This window comes from Flavobacterium limnophilum, from assembly GCF_027111315.2.
GTDB lineage: Bacteria > Bacteroidota > Bacteroidia > Flavobacteriales > Flavobacteriaceae > Flavobacterium > Flavobacterium limnophilum.
In genome coordinates this window covers 3146253-3163252 of the sequence record NZ_CP114289.2, presented here as the reverse complement: position 1 = coordinate 3163252, position 17000 = coordinate 3146253, and the positions used below count along the sequence as shown (strand labels likewise).

Sequence of the window (17000 nt, the reverse complement as noted above, 5' to 3'; positions counted from 1 at the left end):
GTATTTTATAGAAGTTTAGAAAGGATATTGATGTTGTCTGGCAGCCGTCCTACATTTTGCAGTTTTAAAGCAGCTAATTTTAGAGCGATATCCAAACATTCATGGATTGATTTCTCTTTTATGTAAGCAAATAAAAATCCAGACCAAAAAGCATCACCCGCTCCTGTGGAGTCCATCACTTTATCAATTTTTATTGCCGGCATTTGTATTATTTCCTTACCCTTTTGAGATAATTTTACCCCTTTGCTGCCTAAAGTCAAACAAACCGTATCTACTCCTTGATGGTGGAAAAATTCGAATATTTCTTCATGCGGAAGTTCTTTCTCAAATAGGCGCAGCATATCATCTTCACTAATTTTTATTAATGGATTGAACTGGCAATAAGTTTTGATTACTTTGAAAGCCTTCTTTTGACTTTTCCATAGCTTACTTGCATAGTTAAGATCAATACTTAGCTTGCATCCTAAATTATGCGCTTCTTGTGCTTTCTTCAAGATAGTTTTTTGTGCTGGATTTTTACTCAATGCAAAGCAAGTGGTATGGAATATTTTGGTGCGGGATAAAATTTCACTTGAAATTTGCTCTTCATAAATACAGCAATCTGCTGAACGATAGGGTATAAAATCAGGTGTTCCCTCAGATCTTGAAACAAAAATTACGCTAGTCGACTTGTTCTCTAGCACATTAAGGTGGTTTGTATTCACTCCGACACTCGTTAAGCGCTCCGTGATATAAGAACCAAAACCGTCATTCCCCACTGTTGCAACCATAATTGTATTCAAGCCTAATCGCGTTGAATTCATAGCCACATTGGTAGGTGAGCCTCCTAAATACCTATGATAATCTCTAGTTTCATTAATCAGCACGCCTTCTTGATGCCCAATAAAATCAACCAATACTTCACCAACACAAAGGATGTCTATAGTATCCATCTTATTATTTATTATATTATTCACTTAATTTTGTGTTTTTTATTTTGATTAATAAGGTGCAGATAGCAGCAATTACTAATAATACACCCGCAAAACGAATTGCTTGACGAGGGTCGTTATCCAGAAAGTTTTTTAAAATGTAACCAAAGGACAGGTTTTGGATAATCATTGGAATAACAATCATCATATTTATAATTCCCATATAAACTCCATAACGCTCTTTTGGTACAACCGCAACGACCATCAAATAAGGAATTCCCATCATACTTGCCCAAGCAATTCCGTACCCAATAATTACCGCAAAAAACACATATTGATTTTGTACTGTTGGAAACCACAAAAAAGAAATGGCTCCAAATAGCAGACAAGCAAAATGAATCATTTTTGCACCGTGTTTTTTGGCTAATTTGGCCAAATAAAATGCAATTGAAAAAGTAACTATAAATCCAAAAGCGCCTATTAATCCATTCCATTCTACCGCTTTTTCATAACCCATCACATTCTTTGGAGTTACATTCCATACGGACAAGGCAATACTTTTCGAATTGTTTTGCCAATAGCACATCATTGCATACCACTGAAACAAATAAACCAGAAACAGTTGCCACATCACTGTTGGCATTTCTAAAACGGCTTTATAAATATCAATGAAGGGCGAAAAAACATTTAATGGTTCCGCTTTTAAAATGGCTAATTCTGCTGTTGTTGGAGGGATTTCTTTGGTTTTGCCCATACTCCACCAAATGGAAGTTACCGAAAGGATTGCTCCTAAAAAGAAGGAGGCGTAAATCCAAGTGGGTAACGATCCGGTGTAACCAACAAAAACAATTGGAAACAGGAAAAGAGAAATATAAGCCAGAAATTGTCCGAAACCAGTAAAAAAACTTTGCGCCTGAAAACCAACTGGTTGTTGTTCTTCGTCCAGCGTATCGGCAATAAAAGCTCGGTAAGGTTCCATAGCGGTATTGTTTCCTACGTCTAAAATCCAAAGCAACCCAGCCGCCATCCACAAGGAACTGCTAAATGGGAATAGAAATAAAGCGATACTACAAATTATGGCTCCAATAAAAAAGTACGGTTTGCGCCTGCCCCATCTTGGATGCCAAGTTTTATCGCTCATCGCACCAATAATGGGTTGGATCAACAAACCTGTTAAAGGTCCTGCAAGATTAAGTATCGGAATTTGATCTGGACTTGCGTGCAAAAAGTCATATATAGGATTAACAGCGCTTTGTTGCAAGCCAAAACTGTATTGAATTCCGAAAAAACCGACATTCATATTGATAATTTGCCAGAAACTGAGCTTAGGTCTTTTGAAAGTCATCGCTTATTGTATTAGTTTTTCATAAGAATTATGTTTTTTCAGAAACAATTCCCATACTTTAAAAGTACAGGAATTGTTAACTAACAAAACACCAACATCAAATTTTATTAAAATCTATAAGACAAAGCCATAGAAATAGATCTTCCCGGCATTGGTCTTGCTCTAACATAGTTTACCGCATTGTCCGTGATATTCCCTTCTTCTGATTCGGTAATTGCCAAGGTATCAAACAAATTGTTTGCAGATAAATTTAAGGATAATCCTTTTGTAACTTCAAAATCAACAAATGCATTTACGATTACAAATCCGTTCATTACTAATTGGTTTGAATCTTGTGCGAATGCTTTGGTTTGACCAATAAAACTCAATCCAACGGCATTTTTATTTTCGGAGAAGTTATAGGTTGGCATCAAATTGTACATCAATTTTGGTTGTCTTCTTGGTTCGTTTCCTTTGTTGTCACCCGATGTGATTTCAGCTTTTGTGTACGTTAAAGCACCACGAACATTGAAATTATCCATTACGTTATAAGAAGATTCCAACTCTAAACCATATGATTTATAATTGTTTTGGATGATGCTGTTTGAAGTCGCTTCATAACCACCTTGTTCGTCTGTTTTTGAATGAAAAGCAGTCGCATAAACATATCCCTTTGGGAATTTAAGTTTGTAGCCTAATTCGGCTTGTGTCAAAAAGTCCAAGGCGTTGATTTTACTTCCGTCTAAATAATCTAATCCTGAAAACAAAATACGATCTGCTTTTGCGGAAGCACCTTTGCTATATCTGGCAAAAAGTGATTGTTTTGCAGTCAATAAATAGTTGGCACCCAAAGTATAAGAAACATAATCGTAATCGTAATTCACGGCAGTTTCATTAGCCGTATTTACAGCAAAAACATTTTGTTCCGGCACTGAAATGGTTCCGTTATTATTAATGTCATAAGTCGTTGACGTACCGCCAGCAAAGGATCCTGAAACTTTACCCAAATCATATCGCAAACCACCTTCAAGAGAAAGGTTTTCAGTTGCATCCACAGAAACGTTTACATAAGGTGCGGAAACATTGTACTGCGTGTCATAGTTTCTAGCTAAATTTCCCCAAGCCGGTGTGCCATACGCATACAAACCGTTTTCTGACAATGGATTTCCTGTAGCATTGTTCACGTTTATCAAACGAGGATTATCATCTGAAACTTCCTGTAAATAGGAGTTCCACAACCATGATGTAGAGATATTTTGGATAGATTTGAAGTAACCCGCAGTAACTCCAACTTTGTCAAATTTTTTCGTCACTCTTAAATCATTCATAAAGTTGCTTAAATCATTTAATTGCGTGTCGAACATGTGAATTCTGGATACTAATCCATTTGGATTGTTAAACGGTGTTCCAGAAGCGGCATAGGTCAAAGTAGAACCTGCTCCAAAAGAAGCTGCAATTGCAGAAGCCGAACCAACTTCAGCTGGAAACGGAGCTATAAATCCGCCGCTGTTAGAGGAATAACGACCGTTTTCGGTTATTTTCCAACCATCTTCTAAATCAAATGATGCATTCACGCCAATCGATTTTGAAATTGGGTTCATTCCATCGGCAACATTTTCTCTTCTTAATTCTCCATTTGTGCCAAGACCAACATTGTGGTTCAAGTATATGGATTGTAAAGCTCCAGTTGTGGCGTCAAAACCACTGACGCTTCCCCAACTTGGATTGGCATTTGTGCCCGTAACTTTTACTGGCATTGGCATATAAGCTGCGGCTCTGTCGTTTAGGAATTTGGCATAAACTGTTACTTTTCCGTTTTGAAATTCTTTGGTAAGGTTGAATTTTACTTGACCACCATTATTGGATGTGGAACCTGTTTTTCTCACACCTTCACCAGCTCTGTAAAAACCACCTACGTGAAAATATAAACCGTCTCCGATTTTTGCTCCATAGTCAACGTCAGTTCTAAAATTGTTGTAATCCAATCCGAAACTTGTTCTTACCATTCCGCCTTCGGTTTTTCCGGTTTTGCTTATAAAGTTGATGATTCCACCCGGAGAGTTGGAAGATAGCGTAGAGGCCGATCCACCACGAATGGCTTCGATTCGGGCCACGTTTCCGTCAAATCTTGTAAAAATATCGGCTGTTGCAAATGCAATATCACCAAATAAAAGTACGGGAAGTCCGTCTTCTTGAATTTGTAAATATTTAGATCCTCCAGATGAGATAGGCACACCACGAACGGAAATATTTGAGTTTCCTTCTCCACCAGATGATTCTGAACGAATTCCTGGAATAGAACGGAAAATTTCTGCTGTAGATCTTGGAGCAGATTGCTCGATTTGCTTCACGTCCAAAGTTGTGATGGACACGCTAGACTTGATTTTAGCTTTTGGGTTTGCAACACCAGTTATGACAACATCTTCCAGTTTTGTTGTTTGTATTGAGTCACTAACTGGCGCAGTTTCATTTTGTGAAAAGGATAAGTTGAAGAGCAGTAATGCTATAAGCAATCCCAGCTTTTTCAATAATAAATTACTTTTTTTCATGGTTTAAAATTGTTTGATTAATAAATAGTTTGGTTATTTTTTATCAAAACTACTTTTATAACGGTTAAATTTAAACATATTTTTCTCGAAAACGTTTTCGAAAGTTCCGAAAACGTTTTCGATTTGTATTTCATAATTTTTTCTCATATTTGTTAAATGAAAGAGACTACTCTAAAAGAAATTGCCGAAACTTTGGGAATATCAATTACCACGGTTTCAAAAGCATTGAAAAACTATTCGGATGTAAGTGAGAAAACACGAAAAGCCGTTGTGGCTTTGGCTGAGGAACTTAACTATACACCCAATAGTTTTGCTGTAAATCTGCGAACCAAGGAATCCAAGACTATTGGGTTGATAATTCCGGAAGTGGTGCATCATTTCTTTTCGAACGTAATTAACGGTATTATTGCCGAAGCCGAGAAAAATGGTTACCTTGTTATTATTCTTCAATCGAATGAATCTTTAGAATTAGAAAAAAAGCAAGTAGCACTATTAATCAATAAAAGAGTTGACGGAATTATAATGTCGCTTTCTAACGAATCCAACAATGATTTTCATATCAAGGAAATTCTCCGAAAAGAAATTCCATTTGTCCAGTTTGATAAAATATCAAAATTAATTCCTAGTTCCAAGGTTATTATCAATGACCAAAAAGCAGCTATGGAAGCTGTTCAGCATCTAATTGATCAGGGTTGTAAAAAAATTGCGCATATTCGAGGTCTTGAAAACCCTCAAAATTCGATTGATCGTTTTATAGGCTATAAAAAGGCATTAGAAAAAAATGGAATTCCATTCGATCCAAAATTAGTTTATTCATGTAAAAGCATCACTTTTGAACAAGGAGTTGAATTTGCAAAACAAATTGTCGAAGAGAATCTGGAAATTGACGGGATTTTTGTCATTACGGATTTGGTTGCTATTGGTGTTTTGGCATATTTTAATGAAATAGGAATTCAAGTGCCTAATCAAATTGCTATAATTGGGTTTAGTAATTGGTTTGTTTCTCAGGTGATTACGCCAAAATTGAGTACCGTTGATCAACCGAACTATGAAATGGGGGTGGCCGCATTTGCTTTATTGCACGAAGAAATGATTTGTCGCAAAGATGGTAGGGCATTTACTCCAAGAACTATTGAATTGGGAACGAGTATTATAGTAAGGGATTCGACTTTAAAGGCGAATTGAAAGTCAATTTATAAAAATATTGAACTGATTTTAAACAAAAATCCCATTTCAAATTGCTTCGAAATGGGATTTTTACATTTGAGTTTAGAATAGATTAACCTAGAGTAACTCTTTTGAAACCTGTAATTTCAACTTTGAATCCTTTAACGTAATCACCTACTTTTTTACTGTCGTCTTTGATAAAGTTTTGATCTAACAAAGCTTTTTCTTGATCTAAAGTAGTGTTGTCAGAGATGAAACGTAGAATTTTTCCAGGAATAATTTTGTCCCAAATTTGTTCTGGTTTTCCTTCCGCTTTTAATTCCGCTTTAGCATCTTCTTCCGCTTGTTTTAAAACTTCTTCCGTTAATTGAGAGAAAGAAATGTATTTAGGAACATTTTTTAAAGTTTTTCCTAAACGTTTTGCTTCTTCATTTTCTTTTTCGATTATAGCAATACGAGCATCAAGTTCAGAAGCAACGAAAGCAGGGTCAAAATCTTTGTAAGATAATGTGTCGGCTCCCATAGAAGCAACTTGCATAGAGATGTCTTTGGTTAAAATATCAGCATTGTCAACAGCCGCAGAAACAGCTGTTAATGCAGCAATTTTGTTAACGTGAACATAAGATCCAACAAAAGCACCTTCTACGATTTCGAAACCACCGATTTCGATTTTTTCACCGATAACACCAGTTTGCTCGATTAGTTTTTCAGCAACAGTAATTCCGTTGAAATCAGAAGCTAAAAATTCTTCTTTAGAAGAGAAGTTGATTGCTTTTTCAACTAATTCTTTAGCTAAAGCCACGAAAGTTACATTCTTACCTACGAAATCTGTTTCACAGTTTAAAGTGATGATAGCTCCTTTAGTTTTGTCTGCATTGATAAAAGCAACAGCAGCACCTTCAGAAGACTCACGGTCAGAACGGTTATCAGCAACTTTTTGCCCTTTTTTTCTAAGGTTTTCAATAGCTTTGTCGAAATCTCCTTCAGCTTCAACTAAAGCTTTTTTACAGTCCATCATTCCGGCACCTGTAGTTTGTCTTAATTTATTTACGTCTGCAGCAGTAATTGTTGCCATTTTGTATTATTTTTTAAGGTTATATAAAAAAATTCCAAACCCCAATTTTAATCAATCAGCAACTTCATCAGTTTCTAATTTTTTTTGGAATTTGGAATTTATATTTTGATTTATTCTTCAGTCGCTGGAGCTTCTTGAACTTCAGTTTCAACAGCTGGAGCTACAACTTCAGCTACAGGAGCTGCTTCTTCAGTTGCATCAGCAGGAGCGTCAGTTTCTTTGTCAGAAGTTCTGTTAGAAAGTCCGTCAATGATTGCAGCAGTCACTAAAGTTAAAATCTTGTCGATTGATTTGGAAGCATCATCATTTGCAGGGATAACATACTCTACTTCACGTGGATCAGAGTTAGTATCAACCATTGCGAAAACTGGAATGTTTAATTTTTGAGCTTCTTTAATTGCGATGTGTTCCGCTTTAATGTCAACTACGAACAATGCTGCAGGAAGTCTAGACATGTCTGCGATTGAACCTAAGTTTTTCTCTAATTTAGCACGAAGACGATCTACTTGCAAACGCTCTTTTTTAGAAAGAGTCATGAATGTTCCGTCTTTCTTCATTTTATCGATAGTAGCCATTTTTTTAACAGCTTTACGGATAGTTACGAAGTTAGTCAACATTCCACCAGGCCATCTTTCAGTGATGTAAGGCATGTTTGCGGCAGCTGCTTTCTCGGCAACGATGTCTTTTGCTTGTTTTTTGGTAGCAACGAATAATATTTTTCTACCGGATGCAGCGATTTTTTTCAAAGCTTCGTTAGCTTCTTCAATTTTAGCTGCAGTTTTATATAGATTGATAATGTGAATACCATTACGCTCCATATAAATGTAAGGAGCCATGTTTGGATCCCATTTTCTAGTCATGTGTCCGAAGTGAACACCTGCTTCTAGTAATTCTTTTACTTCTACTTTGTTTGACATTTTTTGTTTAGTTTACGTTCTGTTGATTAGCAATGTATAAATGGCGATTGCTCGGCTGAATACATTTAGATGCTAAACTAATTTCCCGACGCATCGGGACAACAACAACATTGTTTTTAAATTTAATTATCAATATGTCTTGCGCGAATTGCACAAGACAGGCAATATTAACGTTTAGAGAATTGGAATCTCTTACGAGCTTTCTTCTGACCGAATTTCTTACGTTCAACCATTCTTGGATCTCTTGTCAATAAACCTTCTGGTTTCAAAATTCCTCTGTTTTCAGCATTTACTTCACACATAACGCGTGCCAATGCCATTCTTACAGCTTCTGCTTGACCAGTTGAACCACCTCCGTAAACGTTTACTTTTACGTCAAAGTTGTTTACATTTTCTGTCATGGACATTGGTTGTAAAACTTTGTACTGTAAAGTAGCAGTTGGGAAATAAGTTGCGAATTCTTTTTTGTTTACAGTGATAACTCCTGTTCCTTCAGAAACATAAACACGTGCAACAGCGGTTTTTCTTCTACCGATTTTGTGAATAACTCCCATTATTTAAGATCGTTAAGGTTAACTGTTTTAGGTTTTTGAGCGCCTTGTTTGTGCTCAGATCCTACAACAACATTTAAATTTCTGAAAAGTTCCGCTCCTAATTTGTTTTTAGGCAACATTCCTTTTACTGCTTTTTCTACTAATAATGCAGGGTTTTTTGCTTGCAATACTTTAGCAGTTAAAGTTCTTTGTCCTCCAGGGTAACCAGTGTGACGAACATAAGTTTTTTCGTCCATTTTGTTACCTGTAAGGTTAATTTTTTCTGAGTTGATAACAATTACGTTATCTCCACAGTCCACGTGTGGTGTATAACTTGGCTTGTACTTACCTCTCAAAATCATGGCGACTTTTGAAGCAAGACGACCTAAGTTATGACCATCAGCATCTACAACAATCCACTCTTTAGTTACTGTGGCTTTGCTAGCTGATTCTGTCTTGTAGCTTAATGCGTTCATAATATATTTTTAATTAAACATTCCATTCCCAATAAAGGGAGCGCAAAAGTACAATTATTATTTTGAAATACAAATACCTTAAAAGATTATTTTATGTTCCTTTTTATACTGATTATCAAAAGGATATTTAAAGTCAATTCATTTACATTTTATTGATTTGAACTTAATTTTAGACTTTCTATGTTTGCAATGCCTGATTTTCAAAAAAAAAATGTAAATTTCCCTCTTTAAACAAAAGGTTTGTTTTGTAAAAAAGGTCTCTGTTGCAAATAGAATGATACATTCCATTGTGATTCGAGAATCTTAATGATGATGATAAAAAGACAATAAATAAATTATGAAAGCTAAAGCAACTCTTAAACAAATTGCAAAGGAACTAAATGTATCTGTTTCAACAGTTTCAAAAGCACTCAACGACAGTCCTGAAATTAGTGAACAAACTAAAACTAGAATAAAGGAATATGCAAAACTTAAAAATTATAAACCCAATGTTATAGGTCTGAACCTCAAAAACAGAAAAACAAAAACTATTGGAGTTATCATTCCAAATATTTTGAATTCATTTTTTGCTAAAGTTTTTAGCGGAATAGAAAAAATTGCCGACGAAAGAGGTTACAATGTTATAATGTGTATCTCCAACGAATCCTTGGCAAAAGAATCCCATACCTTGGACATGTTGAGTAATGGAACAATTGACGGTTTTATTTTATCCATTTCAGAGGAAGCCCAAAAATTACAAGAATATACTCATTTTAAAGACATCATCAACGAAGGCACTCCTATAGTAATGTTTGACCGTATCTCCGACGAAGTGGCTTGCGACAAAGTGATTGTTGATGATTTTGATTCCGCATTGAACGCTACCCAACATTTGATAAACACGGGATGCAAAAACATCGCCTTGTTTTCTTCCATCGATAATTTGAGTATCGGAAAATTAAGACTGGAGGGTTATTTGCAAGCCTTGAAAAACAACAATATTGCCGTAAATCAGAACTTGATTGTCAGAACGGATTCCGAGGATGATTTAAAAGAAAAAATCGAAAAAGTTTTTGATAACAATGTTATTGACGGTATTTTTGCCTTGGACGAAAATGATTCCGTTGCCGCATTGCGAATTGGACTCAAAAAAGGCTACAAAGTTCCCGAAGAATTATCCATCATTGGTTTTGCCGACGGAATCCTGGCTTCCAGAAGATTGTCACCAAGTTTGTCAACCCTTAGTCAATACGGAGTGGAAATTGGAGAAGTGGCCGCCAATGTATTAATCAACAGATTGGAATCCAAGGAAGAAAATCTGCCTTATGAAACGACAGTTATCAAAACACAATTGAGAGAAAGAGAATCAACCAGGAAGTTGTAGTTGTTTCGTCATTGCAAGAGTAAAGCAATCGCATAACGAAGCAACACAATAAAATAGCCTTGTTCCAAGTGCAATACCGATATAAGGTTTTGCACTAATATGTTGGGTGTACTTATTGCGTTCCAGAAGTTATAGGTTCTTTGGATTTTGGCTACCGAATTTATGTCAATTGACTGTTGCAATTCCTTATTTAAACAAATAACAAAGGAGGAGACGCCTAATTTGATTGAGCTAATCCAGTTCAATTAAAGGGAAAAAGAATTTTTTTAAGCGGCCTAGTTGTAATTCCTTTTATTGACAATTGGGTAAGTATTATTGGGGGGTTGTTGCCTGGTTGCCATGTTTGCATTATTTATGCACTTGACGGGAAAATTAATAATTTTGACTTTAATTTGGGGGTACCACAACCATACTCTATCCATACTGTATCCATACTGTATCTATGCTCTATCTATGCTTTTGAGCCGTCCTTAAAATAACCGTACAGTTTAGGGTACCACAGCCTAGGCTTATCTATGGCTTTGAGTAGGTTTTGGGTGGGAGTTGACAGGGTTTTTATCGTCAAGAAAAGGTAGCCCAAAAAGAGAAGGAGAAATCGAGCCAAAAAAATTAAATGCTTGCTTTTTTCTTGTCGTCTCTCCAAGTAATGTAACCGATAATTGCATTGAAAAAATAGAAAGTATATTTGGCAACATTAGCAATATTCATCAGCATCAGGTTCTGGATGGCTTTTGTCAAGTTGTAAAATTGCCACATAAACCAATTGTCAGGATACATTCTCGCGGTGTTGAACGTGCCTCCAAAAGTTATTCCTGCAGGGATGGTTATGGCAAAAAACAACTTCCAATCAATAGGTTTTTCAGACAAGTATTTAAAGGCAATGTAGTTTAGGACAAAAGAAAAGAAAAAACCCAAAATTATGTTTCTGTAAAAGATAAAGTCGGTAGAACGCAGTACTTTGCTTTTCTTCCAAGCTTTGAAAACGATATAATTCCCAATAAACGACACGGGATAAGTGAGAATTGCTCCGGCATTTCCAAGTAAATAATCAATAGAACCGCTTAGGAAAGTATTGCAAGTGGTAATGAAATTGCCAATATTATTTTTCTTGGTCACCAATCGATTTCCCATCATCGAAAAGCCGGTGTTCAAAATAGAAATATAGCCCAAATAAAAAACGTATTCCTGTTGCTGAAACGTGAAATTGAAAACCGTTTTTTGGTATTCTAAAACAAAGGAAGCCGTGACAACAATGATTAAACCAATAATGTCCAAATAAGTGCTATTGGTTATCGATTTGATAGTTTTTATCGATTTTTCAGAAAGGGAAAGTAGGCTCATCCAATTTTGTTTGGGCAAATATAGAAAGATTATTATCCAAATTGCCTGTTTTTATTTCAATCTTAAAAGGAAATAATCAACGTTATGATACAAAAAGAATCGGCAAGGATGTTGTAGTTAAAGCTGTTTTAGAAGATATACGAAAATAATAATAATACTAAGGGTGATCCTAAAAGTTTTCTGCTGTTGTGCTTTAAGAATATATCCGTCCTTTTTTAATTCCCAAGTAAATAAAAGCTCTAATATTGTTCGTTTTGGCTTTAAAATAAAATCTGAAATTTGGTAGCTTTTAGTGGCTTTTTTTAATTTTTCAGCATCTTCATTTTCGATAGCTAACAGAATTGCATTATCAATTTCTTTTGTGTCAATTTTTCTATTTGATAATTCAGTTTTCGCTAATTTCAAAGCTTCAGGATTCCATTTTTTTGGAGAGCCTACAATTTCTAATAATTCTTCTGTTGTTCTAGTTTTAATTGGTGGTTTGAAATTGTCAATCATATAAAAAGTACTTTTTTACAACATATTTATAGAATAAGAAAAATAGAAAGAAGAATATAATTATTTGATTAAAAATTATATCGTATCTATATTTTGGTAACTTATGTTCTGGATAATCAATTTTCCACATTTTAGAATTTGCAAAATCAGTAAGCATCTTTGGAGTGATTGGAATTCGTGTTACTCTTTTATAAGGTGGTTTGAAAAACATACCTGTAATGAAAGTACTTCCTTCTTCATCACAATGAAAATACCACAAGTAGTTTGACATATCTACATTATATTTCATTTGATATTTTTCAATCAATTCGTGAGAATCATCTCCACTAACTCCACAATCATTGAAAATATCAGTGTCAGAAGTGATTGAATCTTCGTAAGTTTCTTCTTTTAAGAATTGAATTATTTCTCCTTCTGTTATCCTACTCATTATTTGTATAAGTTTTATGAGATTCCTACGGAATGACAAAATTGATCAAACTGCCAACTTATAACTGAACACTGCCAACTATTTTTTAATGCGCTTCCAACCAATTTTTTCCTGCTCCAATTTCAACATCCAAAGGAACATCCAGTATAAACGCATTTTCCATTTCGTGTTTAATCATTGGTTGAATTTTCTCCAATTCGGAGTTGTGAACGTCGAACACAAGCTCATCGTGAACTTGCAACAACATTTTCGATTTCCAGTTTTCTGAAACCAGTTTTTTGTGAATATTAATCATCGCAATCTTGATAATATCGGCTGCAGAACCTTGAATTGGGGCATTTACGGCATTTCGTTCGGCACCACTTTTGACCATCATATTGGCAGAATTAATGTCTTTCAAATAACGTCTTCTTCCCAAAACCGTTTGCACGTAACCGTGTTCTCTGGCAAAATCCACTTGATTGGCCATATAGGATTTTAGTTTTGGATACGTCGCATAATAAGCATCAATTAATTCGGCGCTTTCTTTTCGCGAAAGCGAGGTTTGATTGCTCAATCCAAAGGCGGAAACGCCATAAATAATCCCGAAATTCACGGTTTTGGCATTACTACGTTGTTCTTTGGTCACTTCTTCCAAAGGAACGTTGAATACTTTGGCAGCCGTACTTCGGTGAATATCTTCGTGGTTTTTGAAGGCTTTGATCATGTTTTCTTCGCCAGACAAAGCGGCAATGATTCGCAATTCTATTTGGGAATAATCCGCAGAAACCAAGGTGTAATTTTCGTCACGAGGAATAAAGGCTTTTCGAATCAATCGTCCTCTTTCGGTACGAACGGGAATGTTTTGCAAGTTCGGATTATTCGAACTCAAACGACCCGTTGCGGCAACGGTTTGCATATAATCAGTGTGAACTCGTCCTGTTTTCTTGTCAACTTGGTTCGGCAACGCATCAATATAAGTACTTTGCAATTTGACCATTTGTCGCCATTCGAGAATGTCGCGAACAATTTCGTTGTCATTGGCTAGGTAAGATAAAATTTCTTCGCCAGTGGCGTATTGGCCGGTTTTGGTTTTCTTTTGTTTCGCTCCGCCAATTTTCAATTTGTCAAATAAAATATCGCCAAGTTGTTTTGGTGAGGCCAAATTGAATTTCTCGCCAGCCGTTTCGTAGATTTTTTGTTCTAAAGCGGCACTTTCTTTGGCCATTTCGACAGACATTTCTTTTAGAAAAGGAACGTCAAGATTAATCCCTTCCAATTCCATAGCTGCCAAAACGGGGATCAACGGAATTTCGATTTCGTCAAATAATTTTTTGGTTTCGGCTTTGTCGAGAATCGGACTGAAATTTTGTTTCAATTGAAAGGTAATATCGGCATCTTCGGCGGCGTATTCCTTTATGTCTTCTAGAGGAACTTGTCGCATTGACAATTGATTCTTGCCTTTTTTGCCAATTAAATCTTCAATGGATTTTGGTGAATATTTCAAGTAGGTTTCACTCAAGACATCCATATTGTGGCGCATATCGGGATTAATCAAATAATGCGCAATCATCGTGTCGAACAATTTTCCCTTGATTTGGACGCCGTAATGTGACAGGATTTTCAAATCGTATTTGATGTTTTGGCCAATTTTTTCGATGCTTTCACTTTCGAAAAACGGTTTGAATTTATCCACCAAAACTTGTGCTTCTTCTCGATTTTCGGGAAAAGGAACGTAAAATGCTTTTCCTTTTTCGAAAGAGAACGACATTCCAACGAGTTCCGCATTCAAAGCGTCAATTCCCGTGGTTTCGGTGTCAAAACAAACCGAAGTTTGGTTCATCAAGTTTTGCAAGAGCAATTTCACGGCAAAATCGCCTTGGATGCTTTGGTAAAAATGCTCCGTGTTTTCCAATGTGGCATAATGCGAACTCGATTTTACTTCGCCACTTTCTTCATCCGAAAAACCAAACAAGTCAAATTGATCTTCATTCGATTTTTTTGCGGGAGCTTTTTTGGTTGGTTCTGGTATCTCGCTGTGAGTTCCATTTCCATTAGTGTCAATTTCGTCGTATTCTTTTCCAGTTCCAAAATATTTGTCAAACTGTGCTTTCATTTGGCGAAATTCGAGTTCCTGAAACAATTCGTCTGTTTTTTCAACGTCAGGTTTTGATAATTCGTAGTCTTCGGCATTGAATGTCACCGGACAATCCAGCAGGATTGCGGCTAATTTTTTGGACAATAAACCCAATTCGGCATTGGCTTCGATTTTATCTTTAATCGCGCCTTTCAATTGATGTGTGTTGGCCAAAAGATTTTCCATTGAGCCATATTCTTTCAGGAATTTCTTGGCGGTTTTTTCGCCAACACCTGGTAATCCCGGAATATTATCGGCGGCGTCGCCCATCATTCCGAGGAAATCGATTACTTGATCTGGACGTTCGATTTCGAATTTTTCCAAAACTTCGGGAATTCCCCAAATTTCGATGTCGTTCCCCATTCGAGCGGGTTTGTACATAAAAATATTTTCGGAAACCAATTGAGCAAAATCCTTGTCCGGCGTAACCATATATACCTTGAAATCTTCTTTTTCGGCTTGTTTGGCCAAAGTACCAATCAAGTCGTCGGCTTCATACCCTTTGACTTCGATAATTGGAATGTGCATCGCTTTCAATAATTCCTGAATATAAGGAAGGGCAATTTTTATGGCTTCGGGAGTGGCATCACGATGTGCTTTGTATTCTGGGTAGATTTCGTTTCTCAATTGGCTTCCACCATTGTCAAAAGCAACTGCCAAATGGTCAGGTTTCTCTCGTTTGATAACGTCCATCAAGGCATTCATGAATCCCATAATGGCGGAAGTGTCCATTCCTTTCGAATTAATTCTTGGGTTTTTAATAAAAGCAAAATAACCGCGAAAGATTAAAGCGTAAGCATCGAGCAGGAAAAGGCGTTTTTGTGACATAGTGAAATAGATTATAAAAGCGTAAAAGTAACGAAACTTTGAAACTTTCCGTGCTGTTTTTGGCAGTAGTTTTAGTTCGTTGATTAGGAATTTGTTAAGCTTTTGTGAAAATAATGCCTGAAATTGTTTTGGCATAATTTTAGTTAAAATTCAATTAATTAAAATTCGTTTCACTTAATTAATTTGTTATTTTGCACAAAATATATATCTCGATGATTTTACGCATATTAATATTGTGTCTTGTTCTTTTTGTTATTGAAACCTATGCTTATCAGGCATTAAAGACTGTGGTAAAGCCAAAATCTTTTTTGGTTTCCTATCAAATAATAAGCGCTCTTCTTTTAGTTTTTATAGTTTATTCATTCACGCAATTTGACCGTTCCGTGGGACAAACAGGTCAAAGTATGCGTGCAATGGGTTTGCTTCTTTTAGTGTATATTCCCAAAATTATTTTAACCTTGGTGCTGTTTGGCGAAGACATTTATCGAATAGGTTTTGGTTCCATAAATCATTTTGCAAAATTCAACGACAGTGTTGATTTTCTAGTTTCCAGACGAAAGTTTGTCAGCCAAATAGGATTAGGAATTGCGGCAGTCCCGTTTTTGTCCTTATTATATGGAGTGACAATGGGAAAATACAACTACAAAGTAATCAAACAACGCATATTTTTCCCTGATTTGCCGGATGCTTTTGATGGTTTGACCATAACCCATATATCCGATGTTCACAGCGGAAGCTTTGATAATCCAGATAAAATTAATTATGCCATAGACTTGATAAACGAGCAAAATTCGGACTTGATTTTGTTTACCGGTGATATTGTCAATACCGATGCCAAAGAAATGCATCCTTGGATTGATACTTTTAAAAGAATTAAAAAGCATAAATATGGTAAATATTCGGTATTGGGAAATCATGATTATGGCGAATATGTAACTTGGCCTTCGGAATCAGCCAAAGCAAAGAATTTTCAGGACATAAAAGATTTGCATCAACAAATCGACTTCAAATTAATGTTGAACGAGCATGCTTTTATTGAAAACGGAACCGATAAAATTGCCTTGGTAGGAGTGGAGAATTGGGGTGTAAAATTTAAAAAGGCAGGTGATTTGCAAAAAGCGTCGAATGGATTGTCAAAAGAAGATTTCAAAATTTTGATGAGCCACGATCCGAGTCATTGGGATGCGGAAATAAATAATCACGAGAAAAATTTCCATTTGACTTTATCGGGTCATACTCATGGAATGCAATTTGGCATAGAAATTCCCGGGGTAATTAAATGGAGTCCTATTCAATATGTTTATAAACAATGGGCTGGTCTATATGAAAATTTGGGTAGATACGTTTATGTAAATAGGGGCTTTGGTTTCCATGCGTATTCCGGAAGAGTAGGAATTATGCCTGAAATCACAGTCATTGAACTAAAAAAAGGCCTCAATGTAGCTTAATTCGTTTAAAATGCTACATTTGTA

Annotated in this window: 14 protein-coding genes and 1 pseudogene; 4 read left to right on the top strand and 11 right to left on the bottom strand. The window is 35.9% G+C overall.

What is annotated here, in order from left to right:
• Positions 1–5 precede the first annotated feature (5 nt).
• The 3 genes from OZP13_RS13395 to OZP13_RS13385 all read right to left on the bottom strand — a co-directional run bounded on the left by OZP13_RS13395 (position 6) and on the right by OZP13_RS13385 (position 4784).
• Entirely contained in the window at positions 6–932 is a 927-nt protein-coding gene (locus OZP13_RS13395) for a carbohydrate kinase family protein (RefSeq protein WP_281297450.1), read from the bottom strand.
• Between the two features lie 16 nt (positions 933–948).
• On the bottom strand, positions 949–2256 hold the full coding sequence (locus OZP13_RS13390) for an MFS transporter (protein ID WP_281297449.1): 1308 nt from the start codon (positions 2254–2256) through the stop codon (positions 949–951).
• 107 nt (positions 2257–2363) lie between these two features.
• Positions 2364–4784 carry a TonB-dependent receptor gene (locus OZP13_RS13385; protein WP_281297448.1) on the bottom strand — a complete coding sequence of 807 codons (2421 nt, stop codon included), beginning with the start codon at positions 4782–4784 and terminating at the stop codon, positions 2364–2366.
• Positions 4785–4940: 156 nt separating this feature from the next.
• Between OZP13_RS13385 and OZP13_RS13380 the strand changes: the two genes are divergently transcribed.
• Entirely contained in the window at positions 4941–5969 is a 1029-nt protein-coding gene (locus OZP13_RS13380; RefSeq protein ID WP_281297447.1) for a LacI family DNA-binding transcriptional regulator, read from the top strand.
• A 94-nt stretch (positions 5970–6063) separates the two neighbouring features.
• Here OZP13_RS13380 and tsf read toward each other — a convergent pair whose 3' ends face one another.
• The 4 genes from tsf to rplM form a co-directional block, all read right to left on the bottom strand.
• On the bottom strand, positions 6064–7026 hold the full coding sequence (gene tsf / locus OZP13_RS13375; protein ID WP_269240593.1) for a translation elongation factor Ts: 963 nt from the start codon (positions 7024–7026) through the stop codon (positions 6064–6066).
• 110 nt (positions 7027–7136) lie between these two features.
• On the bottom strand, positions 7137–7943 hold the full coding sequence (rpsB, locus tag OZP13_RS13370) for a 30S ribosomal protein S2 (RefSeq protein ID WP_281297446.1): 807 nt from the start codon (positions 7941–7943) through the stop codon (positions 7137–7139).
• Positions 7944–8110: 167 nt separating this feature from the next.
• Positions 8111–8497, bottom strand: a complete 387-nt coding sequence (gene rpsI, locus OZP13_RS13365; RefSeq protein ID WP_073367165.1) for a 30S ribosomal protein S9 — start codon at positions 8495–8497, stop codon at positions 8111–8113.
• Positions 8497–8952, bottom strand: coding sequence for a 50S ribosomal protein L13 (gene rplM, locus OZP13_RS13360; RefSeq protein ID WP_281297445.1), 456 nt, complete (start codon positions 8950–8952; stop codon positions 8497–8499). The genes rpsI and rplM overlap by 1 nt, the downstream gene beginning before the upstream one ends.
• Positions 8953–9289: 337 nt before the next feature.
• On the opposite strand from rplM, the gene OZP13_RS13355 reads away from it, so the two are divergent.
• A complete protein-coding gene (locus tag OZP13_RS13355) occupies positions 9290–10315 on the top strand; it encodes a LacI family DNA-binding transcriptional regulator (RefSeq protein WP_269240590.1) in 1026 nt (341 codons plus the stop codon).
• A gap of 147 nt (positions 10316–10462) precedes the next feature.
• A pseudogene (locus tag OZP13_RS18760) lies at positions 10463–10561 on the top strand (IS982 family transposase); the annotation flags it as partial.
• 363 nt (positions 10562–10924) lie between these two features.
• Here OZP13_RS18760 and OZP13_RS13350 read toward each other — a convergent pair.
• From OZP13_RS13350 to polA, 4 genes are all read right to left on the bottom strand, one after another.
• The gene (locus OZP13_RS13350; protein WP_269240589.1) at positions 10925–11656 is read right to left on the bottom strand and encodes a nicotinamide mononucleotide transporter family protein; all 732 of its coding nucleotides are present in this window, start codon (positions 11654–11656) and stop codon (positions 10925–10927) included.
• 117 nt (positions 11657–11773) lie between these two features.
• On the bottom strand, positions 11774–12154 hold the full coding sequence (locus OZP13_RS13345) for a hypothetical protein (protein WP_269240588.1): 381 nt from the start codon (positions 12152–12154) through the stop codon (positions 11774–11776).
• A complete protein-coding gene (locus OZP13_RS13340; protein ID WP_269240587.1) occupies positions 12147–12584 on the bottom strand; it encodes a DUF1493 family protein in 438 nt (145 codons plus the stop codon). The genes OZP13_RS13345 and OZP13_RS13340 overlap by 8 nt, the downstream gene beginning before the upstream one ends.
• Before the next feature lie 85 nt (positions 12585–12669).
• The gene (gene polA / locus OZP13_RS13335; protein ID WP_269240586.1) at positions 12670–15528 is read right to left on the bottom strand and encodes a DNA polymerase I; all 2859 of its coding nucleotides are present in this window, start codon (positions 15526–15528) and stop codon (positions 12670–12672) included.
• A gap of 212 nt (positions 15529–15740) precedes the next feature.
• Here polA and OZP13_RS13330 point away from each other — a divergent pair, with 212 nt between their 5' ends.
• A complete protein-coding gene (locus OZP13_RS13330; protein ID WP_281297444.1) occupies positions 15741–16976 on the top strand; it encodes a metallophosphoesterase in 1236 nt (411 codons plus the stop codon).
• Positions 16977–17000 lie beyond the last annotated feature (24 nt).

Bases quoted from the DNA above. Each gene is read 5' to 3' on its own strand.
- OZP13_RS13395 (WP_281297450.1), bottom strand. From the start codon at position 932: ATGGATACTATAGACATCCTTTGTGTTGGTGAAGTATTGGTTGATTTT.
- OZP13_RS13390 (WP_281297449.1), bottom strand. From the start codon at position 2,256: ATGACTTTCAAAAGACCTAAGCTCAGTTTCTGGCAAATTATCAATATG.
- OZP13_RS13385 (WP_281297448.1), bottom strand. From the start codon at position 4,784: ATGAAAAAAAGTAATTTATTATTGAAAAAGCTGGGATTGCTTATAGCA.
- OZP13_RS13380 (WP_281297447.1), top strand. From the start codon at position 4,941: ATGAAAGAGACTACTCTAAAAGAAATTGCCGAAACTTTGGGAATATCA.
- tsf (WP_269240593.1), bottom strand. From the start codon at position 7,026: ATGGCAACAATTACTGCTGCAGACGTAAATAAATTAAGACAAACTACA.
- rpsB (WP_281297446.1), bottom strand. From the start codon at position 7,943: ATGTCAAACAAAGTAGAAGTAAAAGAATTACTAGAAGCAGGTGTTCAC.
- rpsI (WP_073367165.1), bottom strand. From the start codon at position 8,497: ATGGGAGTTATTCACAAAATCGGTAGAAGAAAAACCGCTGTTGCACGT.
- rplM (WP_281297445.1), bottom strand. From the start codon at position 8,952: ATGAACGCATTAAGCTACAAGACAGAATCAGCTAGCAAAGCCACAGTA.
- OZP13_RS13355 (WP_269240590.1), top strand. From the start codon at position 9,290: ATGAAAGCTAAAGCAACTCTTAAACAAATTGCAAAGGAACTAAATGTA.
- OZP13_RS13350 (WP_269240589.1), bottom strand. From the start codon at position 11,656: ATGAGCCTACTTTCCCTTTCTGAAAAATCGATAAAAACTATCAAATCG.
- OZP13_RS13345 (WP_269240588.1), bottom strand. From the start codon at position 12,154: ATGATTGACAATTTCAAACCACCAATTAAAACTAGAACAACAGAAGAA.
- OZP13_RS13340 (WP_269240587.1), bottom strand. From the start codon at position 12,584: ATGAGTAGGATAACAGAAGGAGAAATAATTCAATTCTTAAAAGAAGAA.
- polA (WP_269240586.1), bottom strand. From the start codon at position 15,528: ATGTCACAAAAACGCCTTTTCCTGCTCGATGCTTACGCTTTAATCTTT.
- OZP13_RS13330 (WP_281297444.1), top strand. From the start codon at position 15,741: ATGATTTTACGCATATTAATATTGTGTCTTGTTCTTTTTGTTATTGAA.